At 61.2% G+C, this 19597-nt stretch carries 17 protein-coding genes and 1 tRNA gene; 14 read left to right on the top strand and 4 right to left on the bottom strand.

Annotation, left to right across the window (positions count from 1 at the left end; genetic code table 11):
- Positions 1–38 precede the first annotated feature (38 nt).
- Positions 39–962 (top strand): DUF429 domain-containing protein, encoded by a 924-nt coding sequence (locus E8M77_RS20395; protein WP_137132448.1) that lies wholly within the window; start codon positions 39–41, stop codon positions 960–962.
- Positions 963–1052: 90 nt separating this feature from the next.
- The gene (locus tag E8M77_RS20390; protein ID WP_137132447.1) at positions 1053–1874 is read left to right on the top strand and encodes a bifunctional allantoicase/(S)-ureidoglycine aminohydrolase; all 822 of its coding nucleotides are present in this window, start codon (positions 1053–1055) and stop codon (positions 1872–1874) included.
- 116 nt (positions 1875–1990) lie between these two features.
- On the opposite strand, the gene E8M77_RS20385 is transcribed toward E8M77_RS20390, so the two are convergent.
- Complete coding sequence (locus tag E8M77_RS20385) at positions 1991–3112, bottom strand: hypothetical protein (protein ID WP_137132446.1); 1122 nt, start codon at positions 3110–3112, stop codon at positions 1991–1993.
- A 304-nt stretch (positions 3113–3416) separates the two neighbouring features.
- On the opposite strand from E8M77_RS20385, the gene E8M77_RS20380 reads away from it, so the two are divergent.
- The 7 genes from E8M77_RS20380 to E8M77_RS20350 all read left to right on the top strand — a co-directional run bounded on the left by E8M77_RS20380 (position 3417) and on the right by E8M77_RS20350 (position 11388).
- Complete coding sequence (locus E8M77_RS20380; RefSeq protein ID WP_137132593.1) at positions 3417–4295, top strand: metal ABC transporter substrate-binding protein; 879 nt, start codon at positions 3417–3419, stop codon at positions 4293–4295.
- Entirely contained in the window at positions 4295–5200 is a 906-nt protein-coding gene (locus tag E8M77_RS20375) for a manganese/iron ABC transporter ATP-binding protein (RefSeq protein ID WP_281408212.1), read from the top strand. The genes E8M77_RS20380 and E8M77_RS20375 overlap by 1 nt, the downstream gene beginning before the upstream one ends.
- Positions 5181–6047: a metal ABC transporter permease gene (locus E8M77_RS20370; protein ID WP_137132445.1), complete on the top strand. Its 867-nt coding sequence runs from the start codon at positions 5181–5183 to the stop codon at positions 6045–6047. Before E8M77_RS20375 ends, E8M77_RS20370 begins: the two co-directional genes overlap by 20 nt.
- Positions 6044–6886 carry a metal ABC transporter permease gene (locus tag E8M77_RS20365; RefSeq protein WP_137132444.1) on the top strand — a complete coding sequence of 281 codons (843 nt, stop codon included), beginning with the start codon at positions 6044–6046 and terminating at the stop codon, positions 6884–6886. The genes E8M77_RS20370 and E8M77_RS20365 overlap by 4 nt, the downstream gene beginning before the upstream one ends.
- 375 nt (positions 6887–7261) lie before the next feature.
- Positions 7262–7708, top strand: a complete 447-nt coding sequence (locus tag E8M77_RS20360) for a (2Fe-2S)-binding protein (RefSeq protein ID WP_137132443.1) — start codon at positions 7262–7264, stop codon at positions 7706–7708.
- Between the two features lie 11 nt (positions 7709–7719).
- On the top strand, positions 7720–9957 hold the full coding sequence (locus E8M77_RS20355; protein ID WP_137132442.1) for a xanthine dehydrogenase family protein molybdopterin-binding subunit: 2238 nt from the start codon (positions 7720–7722) through the stop codon (positions 9955–9957).
- A gap of 96 nt (positions 9958–10053) precedes the next feature.
- Complete coding sequence (locus E8M77_RS20350) at positions 10054–11388, top strand: cytochrome c (RefSeq protein ID WP_205910505.1); 1335 nt, start codon at positions 10054–10056, stop codon at positions 11386–11388.
- 189 nt (positions 11389–11577) lie between these two features.
- Here E8M77_RS20350 and E8M77_RS20345 read toward each other — a convergent pair.
- Positions 11578–11651 (bottom strand) — tRNA-Gln (locus E8M77_RS20345).
- 341 nt (positions 11652–11992) lie between these two features.
- On the opposite strand from E8M77_RS20345, the gene E8M77_RS20340 reads away from it, so the two are divergent.
- Together E8M77_RS20340 and E8M77_RS20335 are read left to right on the top strand one after the other, a co-directional pair.
- A complete protein-coding gene (locus E8M77_RS20340) occupies positions 11993–13726 on the top strand; it encodes a Ppx/GppA phosphatase family protein (RefSeq protein WP_246659337.1) in 1734 nt (577 codons plus the stop codon).
- Positions 13723–14511: an RlmE family RNA methyltransferase gene (locus tag E8M77_RS20335; RefSeq protein ID WP_170975948.1), complete on the top strand. Its 789-nt coding sequence runs from the start codon at positions 13723–13725 to the stop codon at positions 14509–14511. Before E8M77_RS20340 ends, E8M77_RS20335 begins: the two co-directional genes overlap by 4 nt.
- On the opposite strand, the gene E8M77_RS20330 is transcribed toward E8M77_RS20335, so the two are convergent.
- Positions 14512–15918, bottom strand: coding sequence for an MFS transporter (locus tag E8M77_RS20330; RefSeq protein WP_137132439.1), 1407 nt, complete (start codon positions 15916–15918; stop codon positions 14512–14514).
- Positions 15919–16111: 193 nt separating this feature from the next.
- On the opposite strand from E8M77_RS20330, the gene E8M77_RS20325 reads away from it, so the two are divergent.
- On the top strand, positions 16112–17113 hold the full coding sequence (locus E8M77_RS20325) for an MBL fold metallo-hydrolase (protein WP_137132438.1): 1002 nt from the start codon (positions 16112–16114) through the stop codon (positions 17111–17113).
- Positions 17114–17240: 127 nt separating this feature from the next.
- On the opposite strand, the gene E8M77_RS20320 is transcribed toward E8M77_RS20325, so the two are convergent.
- Positions 17241–18020 (bottom strand): YafY family protein, encoded by a 780-nt coding sequence (locus E8M77_RS20320; RefSeq protein ID WP_137132437.1) that lies wholly within the window; start codon positions 18018–18020, stop codon positions 17241–17243.
- Between E8M77_RS20320 and E8M77_RS20315 the strand changes: the two genes are divergently transcribed.
- The gene (locus E8M77_RS20315; RefSeq protein WP_137132436.1) at positions 18007–18891 is read left to right on the top strand and encodes a DMT family transporter; all 885 of its coding nucleotides are present in this window, start codon (positions 18007–18009) and stop codon (positions 18889–18891) included. The two genes, E8M77_RS20320 and E8M77_RS20315, sit on opposite strands and share 14 nt — an antisense overlap.
- Before the next feature lie 139 nt (positions 18892–19030).
- A complete protein-coding gene (locus tag E8M77_RS20310; protein ID WP_137132435.1) occupies positions 19031–19519 on the top strand; it encodes a ferritin family protein in 489 nt (162 codons plus the stop codon).
- Positions 19520–19597: the final 78 nt, after the last annotated feature.

The following is a 19597-nucleotide window of genomic DNA, read 5'->3' as shown; positions in this document are numbered from 1 at the left end:
AATGCGGTTCAAAGGAAAGACCGGCGGAGACGATAAAAATGCAGGCATCTGTGGTGGCGCATTGCGATTGGAGCCTGGATGGGCAAAAGCGCTTCATGACGGTCTCAACGCGGATCGGCGCGCGCTTTCATGTCTCGGTGCCGGAACCGGTTGGCGATACGGCAAGCCTTGTTGAGCGCCTGCAGGCAAGAGCCCGCACGCAAGGCCCGCTGTTGCTCGGCTTCGATTTCCCGATCGGCCTTCCGCGGATCTATGGCGAGCGCACCGGTTTTCCCTCGTTTCGCGCGCTGATGGATGAACTCGGCACGGGCCGCTGGTCGGACTGGTTCAAGGTTGCCACGGAGCGCGAGGAGATTTCGCTGACCCGGCCGTTTTATCCGGCCCGGCCCGGTGGCACGCTGCGCCGCCACCTGTTCGAGGCGCTGGATATGCAAGGCGCGGATCTGTTGCGGCTCTGCGAGCAGCCGGGCGAGGGGCGCCAGACGCCGGCCATGTTGTTCTGGACGCTTGGCGGTAACCAGGTGGGCAAAGCGGCGATCACCGGCTGGCGCGAGGTCATCATGCCCAACCGGGCGCGCATCGGCCTCTGGCCTTTCGATGGCGCTCTGATGGATCTTCTGGCCCGCCATGCCGTGGTGATGGCGGAAACCTATCCTGGCGATGCCTATGGCCAGATCGGCATTCCCCGCCGCCCGGTCTGGAGCAAGCGCCGGCAGGACGGCCGCCGAAGCGTCGCACCTTTTCTGCAAGGTTGGATCGCGTCGCGTCCTCATGTGGAGGCAGACGCACTGCTGCCCGTCATCGCCGATGGTTTTGGCGCAGATAAAGTGGGCGAAGACCGTTTCGATAGCGCTGTCGGCCTGTTTGCCATGCTCGATGTTCTCACCGGCAAAAGGCCGGAAGGCGCCCCGGACAGGCCTGACGTGCGCCTCTGGGAAGGCTGGATCCTCGGGCGCCTCTGAGCACCTTTCTGACCGGCAACACTTGGTATATGACTGCCGGCGCGATTTGCCGGCTTATTCGGCACGCGACTTATGCTTGGAGACGTGAGAATGGATAAGGGACGATATTACGCCAATATGGGCGGCCTGCCGGGCCAGACGGAGCTTCTGTCGAGCAAGGCGGTGTTTACCACGGCCTATGCCGTCATTCCGCGCACGGTCATGACCGATATCGTCACCAGCCTTCTGCCGCATTGGAACGAGACGCGGGCCTGGATCATTGCCCGGCCGATGACCGGTTTTTCCGAAACCTTTGCGCAATACATCATGGAAGTGGCGCCCGGCGGCGGCAGCGAGCGGCCCGAGATGAACCCGAAGGCGCAAGGCGCGATCTTCGTTGTCGAAGGCGACATGACGATCACACTGGATGGCAAGGCGCATAGCCTGCGCACCGGCTCCTTTGCCTATCTGCCGGCCGGCGCATCCTGGACATTGAAGAACACTGGCAGCAGCCCGGTGAAATTCCACTGGGTGCGCAAGATTTTTCAGGCCGTGGACGGGCTCGAGCATCCGCCGGCGATCTTCTCCCATGAGGATGAGCATCAGATTGCCCATATGCCGGATACAAAGGGCAGCTGGGGCACGACCCGCTTCATCGATCCCGCGGATGTGCGCTATGACATGCATCTCAACATCGTCAGCCTGGAACCGGGCGGCACCATTCCCTTCATGGAAACCCATGTGATGGAACACGGGCTCTATGTGCTGGAAGGCAAGGCGGTCTATCGCCTCAACACGGATTGGGTCGAGGTCGAGGCCGGCGATTTCATGTGGCTGCGCGCCTTTTGCCCGCAGGCCTGTTATGCCGGCGGCCCCGGCCGCTTCCGCTATCTGCTCTACAAGGATGTCAACCGCCACGTTGATCTGTGGTAGGATCAGCGTCTGTCTGAGGCTCCGCACAGCATCAAAGCTGCGGAGCCTTCAGGCGTCAAACTGACCATCTCAGGCGAAAACCGAGAACCTGCCCGCGACTTCCCTGGGTCGGATGGTCAGTGAGAAACCTTGGCGGGAGGCGCTGCCGGCTCGGAGGCCTTTCCGTCCGCCGGGCTCGCCACCTTCATCGGATCAATGCCGTCCTGTGCCGGGGTGGCGGCATTGTGGGCATTGGCCGGTGCCTTGCCATCGCCCGATGCATCGGCGGGCGCATGGTCCATAACCACCTTGTCAGCGTCACTGCCAAAGATCATGCCCTTGATGCGATCGACAATACCCGGCTTCTCGGCGACGGACGTGTGTTCGTCGCTTGGCTGGGTATGATCGGTCGCATCCGCCGTATGGGCAGCCGCCTGACTGGCATCGCCATGGGCCTCGGCGGGTTCCGGCGCGCCAAACACCATGCTGGTGAGCGAGCTGAGAAGTCCGCCTTCGGCCGGCTTGTCGCCGCCGTCGTGGTTCTCGTTCTTTGCACCCTCGGCGCCATGGCCATCGCCTTCAACGCCGGCCTCGGGCTTCTCCTTGCCATGCGCATCGGGCGCTGCGCCATGGCCCTTGTCGGCGCTGGCGTCCGGCTTGCCGTGGCCGCCAGCGTCCTTGCCATGTGCATCCTTACCCTTGGTATCGCCATGGCCGCCAGCTTTCGCCTCGCCTTCGACGACCGGCGAGATACAGTCGGCCGTGTCGTTGAGCCCTGTGGCAAGCGCCGTCATGTCCTCAAGCGGCGGATCGATACGCAGGCCAAAATACTCGCCCTTCGCCGAGGGCGCGCCTTCCAGATAATAGGCGGAATAAACCGGATCGCTCGGATCGGGCGCGCGGCTGGTATCCGGGATATAGACGACCTGCGCGCCGATGGCGCGGCCCCGCATGGCGGCGCGCTGTGTCGGGCCGGTCTTGTCGAGTACGCTGACCTGCACGAGATCGGCCTTTTCGGCCACTTGCACGGCTTTGGCAACACGCAGTGCCGTCTTCAGGCGCGACAGGCCATCGCCGCTTTCGGTAAAGACATATTTGCGCACCCAGTAGCGATCGTTGCGTTTGATTTTGACCACTTGCAGGGTCGTGCACTCAAGGCCGTTCACCTCTTCATAGGAGGGGCCGAGCAGGGAGTCTGCGCCAATGTACAGGGCTGCGGCGCCACTGCCGCCGACAAGCACGAGCCCACCGATCACCATGACGAGAGTCCGTGATAGTCGTAATTTAACGCCTTTCACGCCCGGAACTCCGGCATGCGTAACTCCACTCAACACAAATGACGAATCTTAAGACAAGGATCATCCTCGCTGATTACTCTTGAAGAAGCTTTAACTTCCATCTCCTTTCTACTGTGAATAAACGTGTCATTTCGAAGCATATGCACGCCGAAATTGCGTTTCAACAAATTGCGAATGATTTGCATTAGCGTTGACAACGGCGTTCGACGCACTAGATTAGATTGCGAATGAGTTGCAATAGAGGATCAAATCCGTGCTAAAGCGCATGTTCTTGGCGGGCCTCGCCTGCGTTTCCAGTCTCGTGGCGCTGCCGGTTCTGGCGGCGGAAAAGCCGAAGGTGGTCACCACCTTCACCATTATCGCCGACATGGCGAAGAACGTCGCCGGCGATGCCGCGGATGTGGAAAGCATCACCAAGCCCGGTGCGGAGATCCACAATTACCAGCCGACACCGCGCGATATCCTGCGCGCCCGCAATGCTGATCTGGTGCTGCGCAACGGCCTGAACCTCGAACAGTGGTTTGAAAAATTCCTCGTCAACCTGGGTAATGTACCAAGCGTGACGGTTTCTGAAGGTGTCGTGCCCATGGCGATTGCCGGCGGTGCCTATCAGGGCAAGCCCAATCCGCATGCCTGGATGTCGCCTGAAAACGGGCTGATCTATGTGGAAAACATCCGCAAGGCGCTGACCAAGATCGATCCGGCCCATGCCGATCTCTATGCCGCCAATGCCAAGGCCTATTCCGACCGCATCCGCGCTGCCGTTCAGCCCATCCGCGATACGCTGGCAGCCCTGCCGGAAAACCGCCGCTGGCTGGTGACGAGCGAAGGCGCCTTCTCCTATCTGGCACGCGATTTCGGCATGAAGGAGCTTTATCTCTGGCCGGTGAATTCCGACAGTCAGGGAACGCCACAGCAGGTGAGGGCGGTGATCGATGCCATGCGCAGCAACAGTATCGACGTGATCTTCTCGGAAAGCACGGTCTCGCCCGATCCCGCCAAGCAGGTGGCCCGCGAGACCGGGGCGAAATATGGCGGCATTCTCTATGTCGACAGTCTCAGCGATCCAGATGGCCCCGTTCCAACCTACCTGGATCTGTTGAAAACCACGACCAACACGATTGCGAAAGGATTGTCGCAATGATGATGGGACGGGTGAAACAGCAGCCGGCGGGGCTCAAGGTCGACGATATCACCGTCTCCTACCGCAATGGCCATACCGCATTGAAACATGCGAGTTTCACCATTCCCAAAGGCACGATCACAGCACTTGTCGGCGTCAATGGCGCCGGCAAATCCACCCTCTTCAAGGCCATTATGGGTTTTGTGCCGCTCTCGGCCGGCACGGTTGAAATCCTCGGAATGGATGCCCGCCGGGCGCTGAAGAAGAACCTGGTCGCCTATGTGCCGCAGGCCGAGGAAGTCGATTGGAACTTCCCCGTTCTCGTTGAGGACGTGGTGATGATGGGCCGCTACGGCCATATGAATTTTCTGCGCATTCCCTCCCGCCGCGATCACCAGCTGGTCACCGAAGCCCTTCAGCGGGTCAATATGGAGGCCTTCCGCAAGCGCCAGATCGGCGAACTGTCCGGCGGTCAGCGCAAGCGGGTGTTTCTGGCCCGCGCTTTGGCGCAGGAAGGTCAGGTGATCCTGCTTGATGAACCCTTTACCGGCGTCGATGTGACCACCGAGGAGCAGATCGTCTCGCTGCTGAAGGATCTGCGTGATGAGGGAAGGGTGATGCTGGTCTCCACCCACAATCTCGGCAGCGTGCCGGATTTCTGTGATCGCACCGTCTTCGTCAAGGGCACTGTCATCGCCTATGGCAAGACGGAGGACACGTTCAACGAGGCCAATCTGGAAAAGGCCTTTGGCGGCGTGCTGCGTCATTTCATTCTCGGCGGTGCCGACCTGCATGATGATGACGACGCTCGCCATGTGCGGGTGATCACCGATGACGAGCGGCCTTACGTGACCTATGGCAATGGCAACAAGACCAAAGGCCAGGTGAAGCTGAAGGAGGAGACCGATGCTCCAGACGCTTCTTGAGCCCTTTACCTATGGCTATATGCTGAATGCCATCTGGGTCAGCGCGCTGGTGGGGGGCGTCTGCGGTTTTCTGTCGGCCTATCTAATGCTGAAGGGCTGGTCATTGATCGGCGATGCGCTGTCGCATGCCATCGTGCCGGGCGTTGCCGGCGCCTATATGCTGGGCCTGCCCTTTGCACTTGGCGCCTTCCTCTCGGGTGGGCTTGCTGCCGGCGCCATGCTGTTTCTCAACCAGCGCACCAAGCTGAAGGAAGATGCCATTATCGGGCTGATCTTCACCTCCTTCTTCGGGCTTGGCCTGTTCATGGTGTCGCTATCACCCACATCGGTGAACATCCAGACCATCGTGCTCGGCAATATCCTGGCGATCACGCCGGAAGACACGCTGCAACTGGTGCTGATCGGCGGCATCAGCCTGGTCGTGCTGGCGCTGAAGTGGAAGGACCTGATGGTGACCTTCTTCGATGAGAACCATGCGCGCACCATTGGCCTGAAACCCGATTTCCTCAAGGTGTTGTTCTTCACGCTTCTGGCGGCCTCGACGGTTGCGGCGCTACAGACCGTCGGCGCCTTCCTGGTGGTTGCCATGGTGGTGACGCCCGGTGCGACCGCCTATCTGCTGACCGACCGTTTCGAACGGCTGATCCTGATGGCCGCCGGCATCGGTGCCGGGACCAGCTTTTTCGGCGCCTATGCCAGCTATTTCCTCAATGGCGCAACCGGCGGCATCATCGTCGTGCTGCAAACGCTGATCTTTCTTTTAGCCTTCGTCTTTGCCCCCAAGCATGGCTTGATTGCCGCGCGCAGGCGCCGCGCCGATGCCCTCATGGAGGAGGAGGCCGTATGAGCGAGACCTTTCAGCTTCTCACCCTGCCGTTTCAACTGCCCTTCATGCAGAATGCTTTCATCGTCACGCTGATGATTGCCGTGCCCATGGCGATGCTGTCATGCTTTCTGGTGCTGAAAGGCTGGTCGCTGATGGGGGATGCGGTCTCGCATGCGGTGCTGCCGGGCGTCGTCCTCGCCTATATGCTGTCGCTGCCTCTGTCGCTCGGCGCCTTTGTCGCGGGGCTTGCCTGCGCGCTTGCGACTGGTTTTCTGAAAGAGAATAGCCGTATCAAGGAGGATACGGTGCTCGGAATCGTGTTTTCCGGCATGTTTGGCCTTGGCCTGGTGATGTTTGTCGCCGTGCAGAGCGATGTGCATCTCGACCATATTCTGTTTGGCGACATGCTGGGCATTGCGCCTTCGGATCTCCTGGAAACCGGGTTGATTGCGCTCGCCTCGCTGATTTTCCTCGGCGTCTTGCGCAAGGATCTGCTGGTACACGCCTTCGATGCCCAGCATGCGCAGGCGATCGGCCTTCCCGTGCGCCTCCTGCATTACGGGCTGCTGACGGTGTTGTCGCTCACCGTCGTCGGAGCGCTGACGGCGGTCGGCATCATCCTGTCGGTCGCCTTTCTGGTGGCGCCCGGCGCCATCGCCTTCCTGCTGGCACGCCGTTTCCACATCATGCTCTTGACGGCCACGGCCATTGCCGTCGGCTGCAGTTTCTTCGGTATTTATCTGAGCTTTTTCATCGATAGCGCGCCGGCCCCCACCATTGTTCTCCTGATGAGCGGCGTCTTCGTCGCTGCCTTCATCGTCACAACGGTTAAGGCCCGCCGAACGATTGAAGCGGCCTGAAACGATCACAGCGCCGTTCAATTGGTTGTGATCGGTCTGTCGCTATGTATGCAGATAAGGCATGATAGGGCAGCCAATCTGGAAGCCGATATCCCCCGGTAATATGCGGACAGACTAGGGTGCCTGCCTGAAAGCCGTATTTTTGCTGCGAGCGGCGAAAGATCGTTGGTGCCGCTTTTTTGTCTATGAATATTTTTCATGCCAGTCATTGACTAGACGCGGCTAATGTATACCTCCCACCGGCGCTCTGCAGCAGATTGACAGAACTGCTGCCCATAGCGAGCGCAGGGCCAGGCATTCAAGCAGGGCACTTTGCAAGGCACCGGGACCGATCGGCGCCTTTCGGTGTTGGTTTCAAGATCTAAGGAGAAGGCAATGGAGCTTACCGTCAACGGTGCAAGACATCAGGTCGAGATCGAGCCGGATACGCCGCTTCTGTGGGTACTGCGCGATACGCTGGGCATGACCGGCACGAAATATGGTTGCGGCCTTGCCCAGTGTGGCGCCTGCACCGTGCTGATCGATGGCCAGACGATCCGCTCCTGCGTGACGCCGGTCGAAAGCGTTGTCGGGTCGAATATCGTTACCATCGAGGCGATTGCCGATGATGCCGAAGGCCGCAAGGTCGTTGAGGCCTGGGTGGATCATCAGGTGCCGCAATGTGGCTACTGCCAGTCCGGCCAGGTCATGGCCGCCACGGCGCTTCTGAAGCAGTCGCCGTCCCCCAGCGAAGCTGAAATCGCCGGCGCGATGATCAATCTCTGTCGGTGCGGCACCTATAACGCCATCGCCTCGGCCGTGCGCCAGGCGGCAAAAGCGTGAAGGAGACGATGATGAACGACATGACATCCATCGACAGCCCGTCGGTCGCCAAATCGGGCCTTCTCAATCTGTCGCGCCGCGGCTTCATCGGCGCCTCGCTTGGCACGCTGGTGCTCGGCGTGTCCGTGTCCGGTGGCCGCAAGGCTTTCGCACAGGCAACCGCTCCTGCCCTGGCAGCCGGAACCAATGTCAACGCCTATATCGAGATCCGTCCGGACAGTTCTGTTCTGTTTCGCAGCGCCTTCATCGAGGGCGGGCAGGGCATTTTCACCGCCATGGCGCAGATCGTTGGCGAGGAACTGGATGTCGATCCCGCCCGCTTCGTTGTGGAATGCGCGCCTCCGGGACCGGATTATCTGCTGATCGGCAATGTGCGCTTCACCGGCGGCAGCATGTCGGTGCGCATGAGCTATGACCGGATGCGCAAGCTGGGCGCGAGCGGTCGCATGATGGTGATGCAGGCCGCCGCCGCGCGCCTCAACGTTCCGCTTGCCGAACTGACGACGGAACCGGGCCGCGTCATCCACGCGGCCTCCAGCCGTTCTCTCACCTATGGCGAACTGGCCGCAGAGGCTGCAAGCCTGCCGCTTCCCGCCGATGCGCCCCTGCGCGCCAAGGCGGATTTCCGCTGGATCGGCAAGCCGGTCGCGCGGCTCGACATGCATGACAAGTCCACCGGCAAGACGCAATATGCCATCGATTTGAAAGTGGATGGCATGCTGCATGCCGCCGTCCAGCATGCCCGCCATCTGGGCGCCGAGCCGCTGTCGATTGCCAATGAGGCACAGGTGCGCACTATGCCGGGTGTGCATTCGGTACACACGCTTCCCGGCGCCGTGGCTGTTGTCGCAGACAGTTGGTGGCGCGCCCGCCGCGCGGCCGAAAGTCTGCAGGTGGAATGGTCCGTACCGGCGGCCGGCACCAAGAACATGATGCCCGCCGATTTCTCCTCTGAAGAGCATATGGCAAAGCTGAAGGCCATGAGTGGCGACGGCATTGCCGCCGAGACGGTCGGCGATGTGGCAAAGGCCATGGCCGGGGCAAAGACCGTGGTTCAGGCCACCTATGATGCGCCTCATCTGGCGCATGCCCAGCTGGAACCGCCCTCGGCGCTGGCGAGGTTCAACAGCGATGGCACGCTGGATCTCTGGCTTCCCAACCAGGCGCCGGAAATGTTCCAGGCGGCTGCGGCCAAGATTGCCGGCATCGATGCCGCCAAGGTCAACATTCATTCACCGGTTCTGGGCGGCTTCTTCGGCCGGCATTTCCTCTATGACTCGGCAAACCCGTTCCCGCAGGCCATTCTTCTGTCAAAGGCAGTCGGGCGCCCGGTCAAGCTGATCTGGAGCCGTGAGGAAGAGTTCCTGCGCGATGCGCTGCGCCCCATGAGTGCTGTGCATTTCCGCGGCGGGCTGGATGAGAGCGGCATGCCGGTCGCCCTGTCGGCGGTCAGCATGGGCGAAGGCCCGGCCGGGCGCTGGTTCGGCCGCAAGCCCGATACGGTGGATAGCACGACCGTCGAGGGCATTGCCGAGAAGCATTATGCCATTGCCAATCGCCGCGTTGGCCAGATCCATGTCGATGATCCGGCGATTATCGGCTTCTGGCGTTCCGTCGGCCATTCGATGAATGATTTCTTCTACGAGACCTTCTTCGATGAAATGGCCGATGCCGGCAAGCAGGACCCATACGAGTTGCGGCACCGCCTGCTGGCAGACAATGCACGTCTGCGCACCTTGCTGGAAGCTGTCGCCGATCTGTCCGGCGGCTGGAAGCGTGGGCCCTTCGTGGCTGAGGATGGCACGCGCCGTGCGCGCGGCGTCGCCATGGCCTCTCCCTTCGGCAGCGAAGTGGCAACGATCGCGGAAGTGTCGATGAATGGCAGCGATCTGGTCGTGCATGATATCTGGGTGGCCATCGATCCGGGCAGCGTCATCAATCCGGCCATCGTCGAGGCGCAGGTCAATTCGGCCGTTGCCATCGGCCTGTCGACGGCGCTGATGGAAGAGGTCGTCTATGAGCATGGCGTGCCACGGGCGCGCAATTATGACGGCTATCCCATCCTGCCGCCAGACCGGATGCCGAAAGTGCATGTGCGCATCATCGAAAGCGGCGCGCCGCTTGGCGGCATTGGCGAACCCGGCGTTCCTGGCGTTCCCCCGGCTGTCGTCAATGCGCTGGCTGTGCTGACCGGCAAGCGCGTGCGCAGCCTGCCTTTGTCGCGCACGGATCTATCCGGCACGATCTGATCCATCGGGCGCCCCATTCGGGGCGCCGTCACGCAATCCTCTGCCCATGTCGGCTTCAGCCGTCTGGGCCATCGTCGATCGATGGGTGTATCTCCTGTGAAACGTTTAGGTCTTTTTGTTGCCGTCGTCCTTGCTGCCGGTGCCGCCGGCACCTGGTGGACGACCCATATTCCGTCCTCGCCCTTTGATGGCGAGGCAAAACCCGCGCCCGGACCGGTGGAAAAGGGCGAGTATGTGGCGCGGCTGGGCGATTGCGTCGCCTGTCATACCACAGAGCGCGGCAAGCCCTTTGCCGGCGGTCTGGCCATGGGCACGCCGATCGGCGCGATCTACACCACCAATATCACCCCGGATAAGGAAACCGGGATCGGCAATTTCACGCTGGCGGATTTCGACAATGCCGTGCGGCGCGGCGTTTCGCCGGATGGCGATAGGCTTTACCCGGCCATGCCGCATCCTTCCTATGCCAAGATGAGCGATGACGATATCCGCGCGCTCTATGATTACTTCATGAACCATGTGGAACCGGTGGTTCAGGCCAACCGGCCAGCCGATATTCCCTGGCCGCTCAACATGCGCTGGCCGCTTGCCATCTGGACTGCTGCCTTCACCGATCCGGGCACCTATCAGCCCAAATCTGGCGAAGATGCGCTGTGGAACCGCGGTGCCTATCTGGTGCAGGGGGCTGGCCATTGCGGCAGCTGTCATACGCCGCGCGGTCTTGGCATCCAGGAAGTGGCGCTGGATGAAAGCGATCCGCGTTACCTCTCCGGCGCGCTACTGGACGGCTGGTATGCGCCAAGCCTGCGCAATGACCACAATACCGGGCTTGGAAGGTGGAGCGAAGACGAGATCACCGCCTATCTGAAGACCGGCCGCAACAGCCATGGCGTCGTCTTCGGTTCGATGATGGAAGCCTTCAACAATTCCACCCAGTTCATGACGGACGAGGACCTGAAGAGCATTGCCCATTACCTGAAATCACTGCCCGGCGATGCGGCTCGGGACGGCAAGCCCTGGCAATACCAGCCGGTCGCCGTGTCCGTCTCTGGCAGCGCTGCGCCCGCCATTCCGGGTGCGGCCATCTATGCGGCGCACTGCGCCACCTGCCATGGTCGCGACGGGCGCGGCCGCGGCGAATGGATACCGCCGCTGGCCGGCGTCAGCTCGGTTCTTGCCCCCACCAGCCAGTCGGCGATCAATATTACGCTGAACGGCGCGGGACGCGTGGTGGCCGACGGGGTAACGGATGCCTACCGCATGCCCTCGCTGGGCTCGAAACTGTCGGACCAGCAGATCGCCGAGGTTCTGACCTATGTGCGCTCCACCTGGGGCAACCAGGCTTCGCCGGTCACGGCGCAGGAGGTGAAGGCCCTGCGCGCCCATACCGACCCGGCAAGCCCTGACCCGATCATCCTGCAGATGCGCTGAGCGGCTTTCCCGCCAGCCTACATTTCCCACGAATCAAAGCGGCGCCAATTCGGTGCCGCTTTTTTTGTTGTGGTGTTTTATGGGCGGGAGGAGTGGCGGTTGGTGGGGGTAGGCCAATGAAATTCTGCGCGCCAATTTTGCCGGGCACGACTGGAAAATCAAGGAGCGTAGCGGGCTTTTTGGGAGAATTGGCTGGGGAACCTGGATTCGAACCAAGATTAACGGAGTCAGAGTCCGTCGTTCTACCGTTGAACTATTCCCCAATCCGACGAAGATGTCGTCACAGACTGTGCGGATCGTTGGCAAAGCCAAACCCAGGCCGGTCACCTGAGAACCGAACCGCGTCGGTGCGGGCCTTGTAACAGATTTTCCCGGTCGATCAAGGGGCGAATTTCCACTTTTTCGGCTCTGCACCCAACAGGCATCCGGCGGGTCGGGGCAGAGCGGTCACCGGTGGTTTCAAGCGCTTGGCATTGCCCGCACATTCGTGCGTGACAAAGGCCATTGGCGAAAGCCCGCGCGGCTGTTATCTTCACGTCAACGAAACGATGGATGCCGCAGCGGGCTTCAAGCGCTCTTGCGCGGCAAGATGGACAGATCAGTGATGAACCCCGACAGCGGCGGCAAGCCGCCCGAAGGCGGGGCGTCGTCAGCAGAACGGCCGGCCGGCAAAACCGGCCGACGCCGCAAGGCGAAGCGGAGCGGCAAGCCGCCCTCCGCAGGTTCTGCTGTGCGTGGTGTCGATGCGGTGGAGAACCGCGACGCCCGACGTCCCGAGACCAAGGATGCGAGCCTTGCGCGCAAGCGCAAGCGTCGCCGTTCCCGTGCGTCCCCGAATCAGGGTGCCGCCGCCGCCAATGCGGCCGGACAGCCGGCGCATGGCGCGCAGGATGCGGCGACCATGGCTGGCAGTAAGCCGGTGAGTGCAGGTGCGGCTGGCGCAGGCCCTGGACATGCGGTTGCCGAAAAGGCCACTGCGTCCTCAGTCGCGCCGCGCGAAGGCAGCCGTCGGCGCGGACGGTCAAAGAAGAACAAGGAAGGCCGTAGCCTGCAGGGGCGCCCGCTGGCGCCGTCGGGCAAGTCCGGCGGCAAGAGCTCCGGTCATTCTGGCCACGCCGGTCCGACCGGACATGGGGGCCATGGTCACCATGGGCAGCATGCTTCGACCGGCCACGCTTCGGGCGGTCCTGCGCACGCCCAACATCATCCCCATGCCGGTCGCGCAGGCCCGGAGCACAGGCCGCGCGCCCAGGCGCTGAACGAGGCGGGCGATGCGTCGCGCCGCCGGTCGCATCCTGATGATCTTTATGCCGCGCTCGATCTCGGCACCAACAATTGCCGCCTGCTGATTGCCCAGCCGACGCGCCCCGGCCAGTTCCGCGTGGTCGATGCCTTTTCGCGCATCGTGCGGCTTGGCGAAGGGCTTGCCGCCACCGGCCGGCTATCGCAGGAGGCCATGGACCGCGCCGTGGAAGCGCTGCGCATCTGCGCGGTCAAGCTTGCCAACCGCCCGGTGCGCAAGATGCGGCTGATTGCGACGGAAGCCTGCCGTGCGGCGGAAAATGGTGAGGAATTCCTCGCCCGCGTGACGCGCGAAACGGGGCTTGAGCTTGAAATCATCGATCGCGAGACGGAAGCGCGGCTGGCCGTTTCCGGCTGCTCGTCGCTCGTCGGACGCGAGGCGCGCTCCGTCGTGCTGTTTGATATCGGCGGCGGCTCGTCCGAAATCGCCGTCCTGCGCATTCGCGACAACCGTTCTAGCCGTCTTGCCAACCATATCACCCACTGGACCTCGCTGCCCGTCGGCGTCGTCACCCTGTCGGAACGACACGGCGGCCAGAATGTCACGCCGGATGTGTTTGCCGCCATGGTGGCGGAAGTCGAGGGCATGCTCTCTGCTTTCGAATGCCCGCCGATCGGCGAGGATGCGCTGGCAGCAGACGAGGATTTCCATCTGATCGGCACATCCGGCACGGTGACGACGCTTGCCGGCGTGCATCTTGACCTGCCGCGCTATGATCGGCGCAAGGTGGATGGCCTCTGGCTGTCGGATGCGGAAGTCAGCGCCATGCAGGCGAAGCTCCTGTCCTGGGATTTCGAGGGCCGCGCCACCAACCCCTGTATCGGACCGGATCGAGCCGATCTGGTACTGGCCGGCTGCGCCATTCTGGAAGCCATTCGCCGCCGCTGGCCAAGCCCGCGCATGCGGGTTGCCGATCGCGGCCTGCGCGAAGGGCTTTTGACCGATATGATGGCCGATGATGGTGTGTGGCGCCGTTTTCGCGGTCGCCGAAACGCAGAGACCACGGCACGCAGTGCCCCGGAGAACCCGCAATGACCAAGGCTCCCATTGGCCGCAAGCTCGGCCAGAAGGTGAAGAAGGGCAAGCTCAAGGCGTCCTCGCGCCGCTGGATCGAGCGTCATATCAACGACCCTTATGTGCAGCGTGCCAAGATCGAGGGCTATCGCGCCCGCGCGGCCTTCAAGCTGTTGGAAATCGATGAGAAGCACCAGATCCTGAAGGGCGCAAGCCGCATCATCGATCTGGGGGCGGCTCCCGGCAGTTGGTCGCAGATCGCAGCGAAAGTGACCGGCTCGACGGAAGAGGATATTCGGGTGGCCGCAATCGACTTCCTCGAAGTCGTGCCCATCCCCGGCGTCAAGATCCTGCAGCTCGACTTCCTGGAAGCCGAGGCACCGGCACGGCTGATGGAAGCCGTCGGCGGCACGCCGGATCTGGTGATTTCGGATATGGCAGCCCCCACCACCGGCCACCAGAAGACAGACCATCTGCGCACCATGCATCTGTGCGAAGTGGCCGCCTATTTTGCTGTGGAAGTTCTGGCCGAAGGCGGGCATTTCCTCGCAAAAACCTTCCAGGGCGGCACGGAAAAAGACCTGCTCAACATGCTGAAGCAGAATTTCCGCCAGGTCCTGCACATCAAGCCGGCCTCCTCGCGTCAGGAATCGGTGGAAATGTTCCTGCTCGCCAAGGGTTTCAAGGGCCGCAAGCAAGGCGATGCCGGCACCGGCTATCGCGCTGAGCTGCATCGCGAAAGCGACCCGCTGGACGAGATGGGCGATCACCGCCCCCATCATGCCGATGAGGACGACGAGGGCTGATCATTCAGCCGCAGGCTCCGGCGCGGCGCGAAAGCGCCGGTGGCCGGAAACATCGGAACCGGCATTGGCCTTCAGCGACAGAAGCGGCAGCGTGGCCGTGAGCGAGACCAGCGACACCAGGAAGAAAGCCAGATGAAAATCGGCCAGCTGCAGGTGTGAGCCCGAGATATAGGACGAGGCCTCCAGCACGAAAGCGGCGAAGGCCACGCCCAGCGCCAGGCTCACCTGTTGCAGGACCGAGCTGATCGATGTCGCCTGGCTTGCCTCATCATCATCGATTTCCGAATAGCTGAGCGCATTGGTGCCGGTGAAGAACATCGAGCGGGCAAGGCCGGAGGCAAACAGGAACAGAATGATGATGCCCTGCGGTGTCGCTTCTGTGAAAAAGCCGTTGACCGCGGTGGTGGCAGCGCCGGCCAGGCTGGCGCCAATCAGCGTCACCTTGAAACCGGTTGCGGCAAACAGGCGTTTTGCCACGAATTTGACGGTGAGCGCACCCAGCGCACCGGCAAAGGTGGTGAGGCCGGATTGAAACGGTGTCATGCCGAAGGCCAGTTGCAGCATCAGCGGCATCAGGAAGGGCACGGCTCCGGTGGCAATCCGAAATAGCGTGCCGCCGGTAATAGCGGCGCGAAAGGCATGGTTGCGAAACAGCGACAGGCGCAGGATGGGGGCTGGATGCTGCCGCTGGTGTCTGAGGTAGAGAGCACCGCAGGCAATGCCGATCAGCGTGGTCAGAATGCCGACAATCGGCGGCAGCGCCGGCAGGCTGACGACGGAGAGCCCGAACACGGTGCCGGCGGCACAGAGCGCAATCAGCGTGAAGCCGGTCACATCCAGCGGCGGCGAGGCCCGCCTTTCGATGTCCGGCAGATAGATGCTCGACAGCCAGATGCCGAGAATGCCCACCGGCACATTGATGAGAAAGATCCAGTGCCAGGTGAAATAGGTGGTGATGAAGCCGCCGATCGGCGGGCCTGTCAGCGGGCCGACAAGGGCCGGAATGGTCAACAGCGCCATGGCCGAGACCAGATCCTTCTTCTGCGTGGTGCGCAACAGCACAAGCCGCCCCACAGGCGTCATCATCGCTCCGCCCATGCCCTGCAGGAAGCGCGCCGCAACGAATTCGAACACGCTGGTCGAGACGGCGCAGAAGATGGAGCCGATGACGAAGACCAGGATCGCGATCCGGAAAATGCGTTTGGCGCCGAACTTGTCGGCCATCCAGCCACTGATGGGAATGAAAACGGCAAGCGCCACCATATAGGAGGTCAGCGCCAGTTTCAGCGTGATCGGCCCAACGCCGAGATCATGGGCGATTGCGGGCAGGGCGGTGGCGATGACGGTGGAATCCATCTGCTCCATGAAGAGCGCGACGGCCAGGATAAGCGGAACGATACGGTTCATGAGATGCTAAACTTCGTAGCTGCGGCGGGTAGGCTTCCCTACGCTTGCGCTCTTCTTTCCGCCAGAACAATCACGTGTTCCCATGTTATGAATCACGTGTCCGTGAGGGGCATTTTCACGGGCGGTATTCCGCATATGTTGCGCATCGACCGAAACAGATTTCGCGCAACGGTCGCGCGCATCGGAGGATCAAATGGCACAGTTTGAATTGGGACGGCGGGCGCTTCTCGGCTCCGCCGGGATGGGAATTCTCGCCGCGCCGGCTTTGTTGTCCGGTCAGGCCTTCGCCCAGGCCAGTGTTCAACCCGCAACGGAGAGCAAGATGACAGCACCCATGCCGCCCGAAATCCATGGCTTCAAGCTTGGTGACTATCGCGTGCTGGTGGTGAAGGATGGCGCGCGCGCCTCCGGCAAGCCGAACGAGATTTTCGGCACCAACCAGACGCCGGAAACGGTGGGTGCGCTGCTTGCCGCCAATTTCCTGCCTGCCGATAATTTCGTCAATTCCTTCTCGCCAACGCTGATCGATACGGGAAGCGATGTCGTGCTGTTTGATACGGGCTTTGGTGCCGGCGGCCGGGCGCAGGGCAATGGCCGTCTTGTTGAAGGCATGAAGGCCGCCGGCTACCAGCCGGAAGATGTCACGATCGTGGTGCTGACGCATCTGCACGGCGATCACATTGGCGGCCTGATGGAAGATGGCAAGCCCACCTTTGCCAATGCCCGCTATGTGACCGGACAGGCGGAATATGATTTCTGGACGAATAGCGCGCGGGTGGGAACACCGGCGGAAGGCGGCCACAAGGCGGTTCTGGCCAGCGTCAAGCCGCTGGCCGACAAGATGACCTTTGTCGGCGATGGTGCCTCCGTCGTCTCCGGCATTACCAGCATGGCTGCCTTCGGCCATTCGCCCGGCCATATGATCTACAATGTCGAATCGGGCGGCCGCCGGCTGATCCTGACGGCAGATACCGCCAACCACTTCGTCCTCTCCCTGCAGCGCCCGGATTGGGAAGTGCGCTTCGACATGGACAAGGCAGCAGCAGCGGCCACCCGCAAGAAAACCTTCGACATGCTGGCGGCCGACAAGCTCGCCTTCCTCGGCTATCACATGCCGTTCCCGGCTGTCGGCTATGTGGAAAAGCAGGATACCGGCTACCGCTTCGTGCCCAAGGCCTATCAGTTCGATATCTGAGCCTTGGCTTTTGGCTTTTTGACAATGAGGCCGGTGCCATGCGCCGGCCTTTGTCGATTTTGGCGGGTTGTGACCTACCGGAATGCGCTGGGGCTGATCGATATTCACGGCCTGAGCGTAGTTGTGCTCAGGATGGTGCCGAGCGCATTGCCATCCATTCCGTCATCATGCGACTGCTGTCGCCGGAAAATTGCTCACTCAGCAGTTCTGATTGTATGATGCGGTCTACGCGAAAGTGCCGGTAGTCCTGGCGAAGTTCGCACCAGGCGGCAATCAGCGTTACATCGACATAATAAACCGTGGCGATGGGCCAGATTGTGCGGCATGACTGACGCTGTTGCTCGTCTACATAGGTAATGCTGATTTTGCGGCACCCGCGAATGGCATTGCGCACGTCAACCAGCGCGATGCCGTCCGGTCGCACCGTATCTCCTTCCGACACATAAAAGCGAGGGGACGCCAGATAGGAGCGTAGTTCGCTGGGGACTGTATGCTGGAGCTTGTTCAGCACACTTTGCGCCGCTTCCTGCAATTTCGGATCGCGAATACGTTGAACGAGATTGGCCCCAACCGTGATCGCTTCCACCTCTTCTATGGTGAACATCAGAGGTGGCAGATCAAACCCCTTACGCAGAAAATAACCAAGGCCAGGTTCGCCCTCAATTGGAATGCGCCGCGCTTGCAGGGTTGCAATGTCGCGATAGATGGTCCGGGTTGTCACTTCCAGTCTTTGCGCCAAAAAAGCAGCGGTCGTCGGCTGTTTCCGGCCGCGCAACGCCTGGATGATATCGAAGAGACGATCGGCACGACGCATGCGCACCCTCCCGAACACTACTGACAAAACGGTGTCAGTAGCATCGGAGTAGAACTCGCAAGGTTCAAGAGGGAAAACGATGCAAAACGACAAAAGCAAATGGCTCGGAACGCTGCTGATTATAAGTTCTGCGCTCGCCTATAGCCTGTCCGGATATTTTACGAGGCTCATCACGCTCGATGTCTGGACGGTTCTTTTCTGGCGCGGGATTTTTGGCGGACTATTCATTGGAGCTTATGTAGTCTGGAATCATCGAAAAGGACTTGGCGGCGCAATCCTGGCCATGGGTGTGCCGGGCCTGTGGGTTGCCATCCTCTCTACGCTTGCGACGGTCTGCTTCATCAACGCCTTGCGTCTTGCGCCGGTGGCAGATGTGATGACCATTCATGCAGCCATTCCCTTCATGACTGCTGTATTGGCTCTTGTCGTCACGGGAGAGCGGGAGGATTGGACGACTTGGGCAGCAAGCCTCATGGCGCTTCTGGGAGTGATCATCATCGTCAATCCGCAGGCGTCCGGGGGCTACCTGTCAGGCTATGCATTCGCAGCGACGATGGCATTCGCATATGCCGCAATGATGGTTATTATCCGCAAGAACAGACACGTTTCCATGCTGCCCGCCGCCTGCCTTTCTGCCTTTCTATGCGCATTGATCGTGTTGCCCTTTGCTCATCCTCTGCAGGTGAAGGCTGCGGCCATGTTGGACCTGATTTTGTTTGGAACTGTCCAGTTCGGCCTTGGGCTGTTATTGATGACCGTTGGAACCCGGTTGATATCGGCGACACGTTCTGCCCTGATTGGTAGCCTGGAAAATCCGCTTGCACCGCTTTGGGTTTGGCTGGCTTTTGCGGAGCTTCCTGCCCACGCCACCTGGACTGGAGGCAGTCTGGTCATGGGGGCGGTCATCTTCGATGTTGTGATGAAAGCGAGGCGGCGCCAAGAGGCCGTTCAGCCGCCAGCTTGAAGCTGGAGACCAATATTCGCCGGCCCTTCCTAACCAATCGTCCATGTAGAATTAGATTTTGGTAATATTGATCTGGATCACGCAGAAAGCAGGCCCTGTATTGATAGGCTCCTTTGCATCAACCCAGAGGAGACATGAGATGAAATGGATTTTGCCGATGCTGTTGGCCTGTGCCACGGCTCTGGTGCCTGCGGTGGCGCCGGCCGCCACGCTTGACATCAAGGCGGAGCAGGCGCTGCTGCGGGCGCTTGAGGACGAGTATAATGCCGAGGCCTTCTATGATGCCGCGATCACGAAATTCGATGCGGCCCGGCCTTTTGTCAACATCATCAAGGCCGAGCGCAAGCATGCTGCCATGCTTGTCGGCCTGATGCAGGATTACGGTCTTGAGGTGCCGCCCAATGACAAGCTCGGTTCGGCAGCCATCAAGGCCCAGGTGCCGGCGACGCTGAAAGAGGCATGTCTGATGGGTGTCGAGGCGGAAATCGCCAATCGCGATCTCTACACGAAGGAGTTGATGCCGGCCGCTGCCGGCCATGCGGATATCCTGCGAATTTTCGACAGTCTGCAGGCTGCATCCGAGAACAATCACCTGCCGGCATTTCAGCGCTGTGCCCACAGGAATTGAGCATCAATGATGACGAGACGATGAAATCCTGCCGCCGTGCTTCATTTTGAGGCTGGCGGCGGTTTTCATTGCGGTAAA

This window comes from Rhizobium sp. FY34, from assembly GCF_005222845.1.
Taxonomy (GTDB): domain Bacteria; phylum Pseudomonadota; class Alphaproteobacteria; order Rhizobiales; family Rhizobiaceae; genus Neorhizobium.
The sequence above is the reverse complement of the archived record's forward strand: the minus strand, read 5'-3'. Positions and strand labels throughout refer to the sequence as shown.

Excerpts from the sequence above, each read along its gene's own strand:
- E8M77_RS20395 (WP_137132448.1), top strand. The coding sequence starts at position 39 with ATGCAGGCATCTGTGGTGGCGCATTGCGATTGGAGCCTGGATGGGCAA.
- E8M77_RS20390 (WP_137132447.1), top strand. The coding sequence starts at position 1,053 with ATGGATAAGGGACGATATTACGCCAATATGGGCGGCCTGCCGGGCCAG.
- E8M77_RS20385 (WP_137132446.1), bottom strand. The coding sequence starts at position 3,112 with ATGGTGATCGGTGGGCTCGTGCTTGTCGGCGGCAGTGGCGCCGCAGCC.
- E8M77_RS20380 (WP_137132593.1), top strand. The coding sequence starts at position 3,417 with ATGTTCTTGGCGGGCCTCGCCTGCGTTTCCAGTCTCGTGGCGCTGCCG.
- E8M77_RS20375 (WP_281408212.1), top strand. The coding sequence starts at position 4,295 with ATGATGGGACGGGTGAAACAGCAGCCGGCGGGGCTCAAGGTCGACGAT.
- E8M77_RS20370 (WP_137132445.1), top strand. The coding sequence starts at position 5,181 with ATGCTCCAGACGCTTCTTGAGCCCTTTACCTATGGCTATATGCTGAAT.
- E8M77_RS20365 (WP_137132444.1), top strand. The coding sequence starts at position 6,044 with ATGAGCGAGACCTTTCAGCTTCTCACCCTGCCGTTTCAACTGCCCTTC.
- E8M77_RS20360 (WP_137132443.1), top strand. The coding sequence starts at position 7,262 with ATGGAGCTTACCGTCAACGGTGCAAGACATCAGGTCGAGATCGAGCCG.
- E8M77_RS20355 (WP_137132442.1), top strand. The coding sequence starts at position 7,720 with ATGAACGACATGACATCCATCGACAGCCCGTCGGTCGCCAAATCGGGC.
- E8M77_RS20340 (WP_246659337.1), top strand. The coding sequence starts at position 11,993 with ATGAACCCCGACAGCGGCGGCAAGCCGCCCGAAGGCGGGGCGTCGTCA.
- E8M77_RS20335 (WP_170975948.1), top strand. The coding sequence starts at position 13,723 with ATGACCAAGGCTCCCATTGGCCGCAAGCTCGGCCAGAAGGTGAAGAAG.
- E8M77_RS20330 (WP_137132439.1), bottom strand. The coding sequence starts at position 15,918 with ATGAACCGTATCGTTCCGCTTATCCTGGCCGTCGCGCTCTTCATGGAG.
- E8M77_RS20325 (WP_137132438.1), top strand. The coding sequence starts at position 16,112 with ATGGCACAGTTTGAATTGGGACGGCGGGCGCTTCTCGGCTCCGCCGGG.
- E8M77_RS20315 (WP_137132436.1), top strand. The coding sequence starts at position 18,007 with ATGCAAAACGACAAAAGCAAATGGCTCGGAACGCTGCTGATTATAAGT.
- E8M77_RS20310 (WP_137132435.1), top strand. The coding sequence starts at position 19,031 with ATGAAATGGATTTTGCCGATGCTGTTGGCCTGTGCCACGGCTCTGGTG.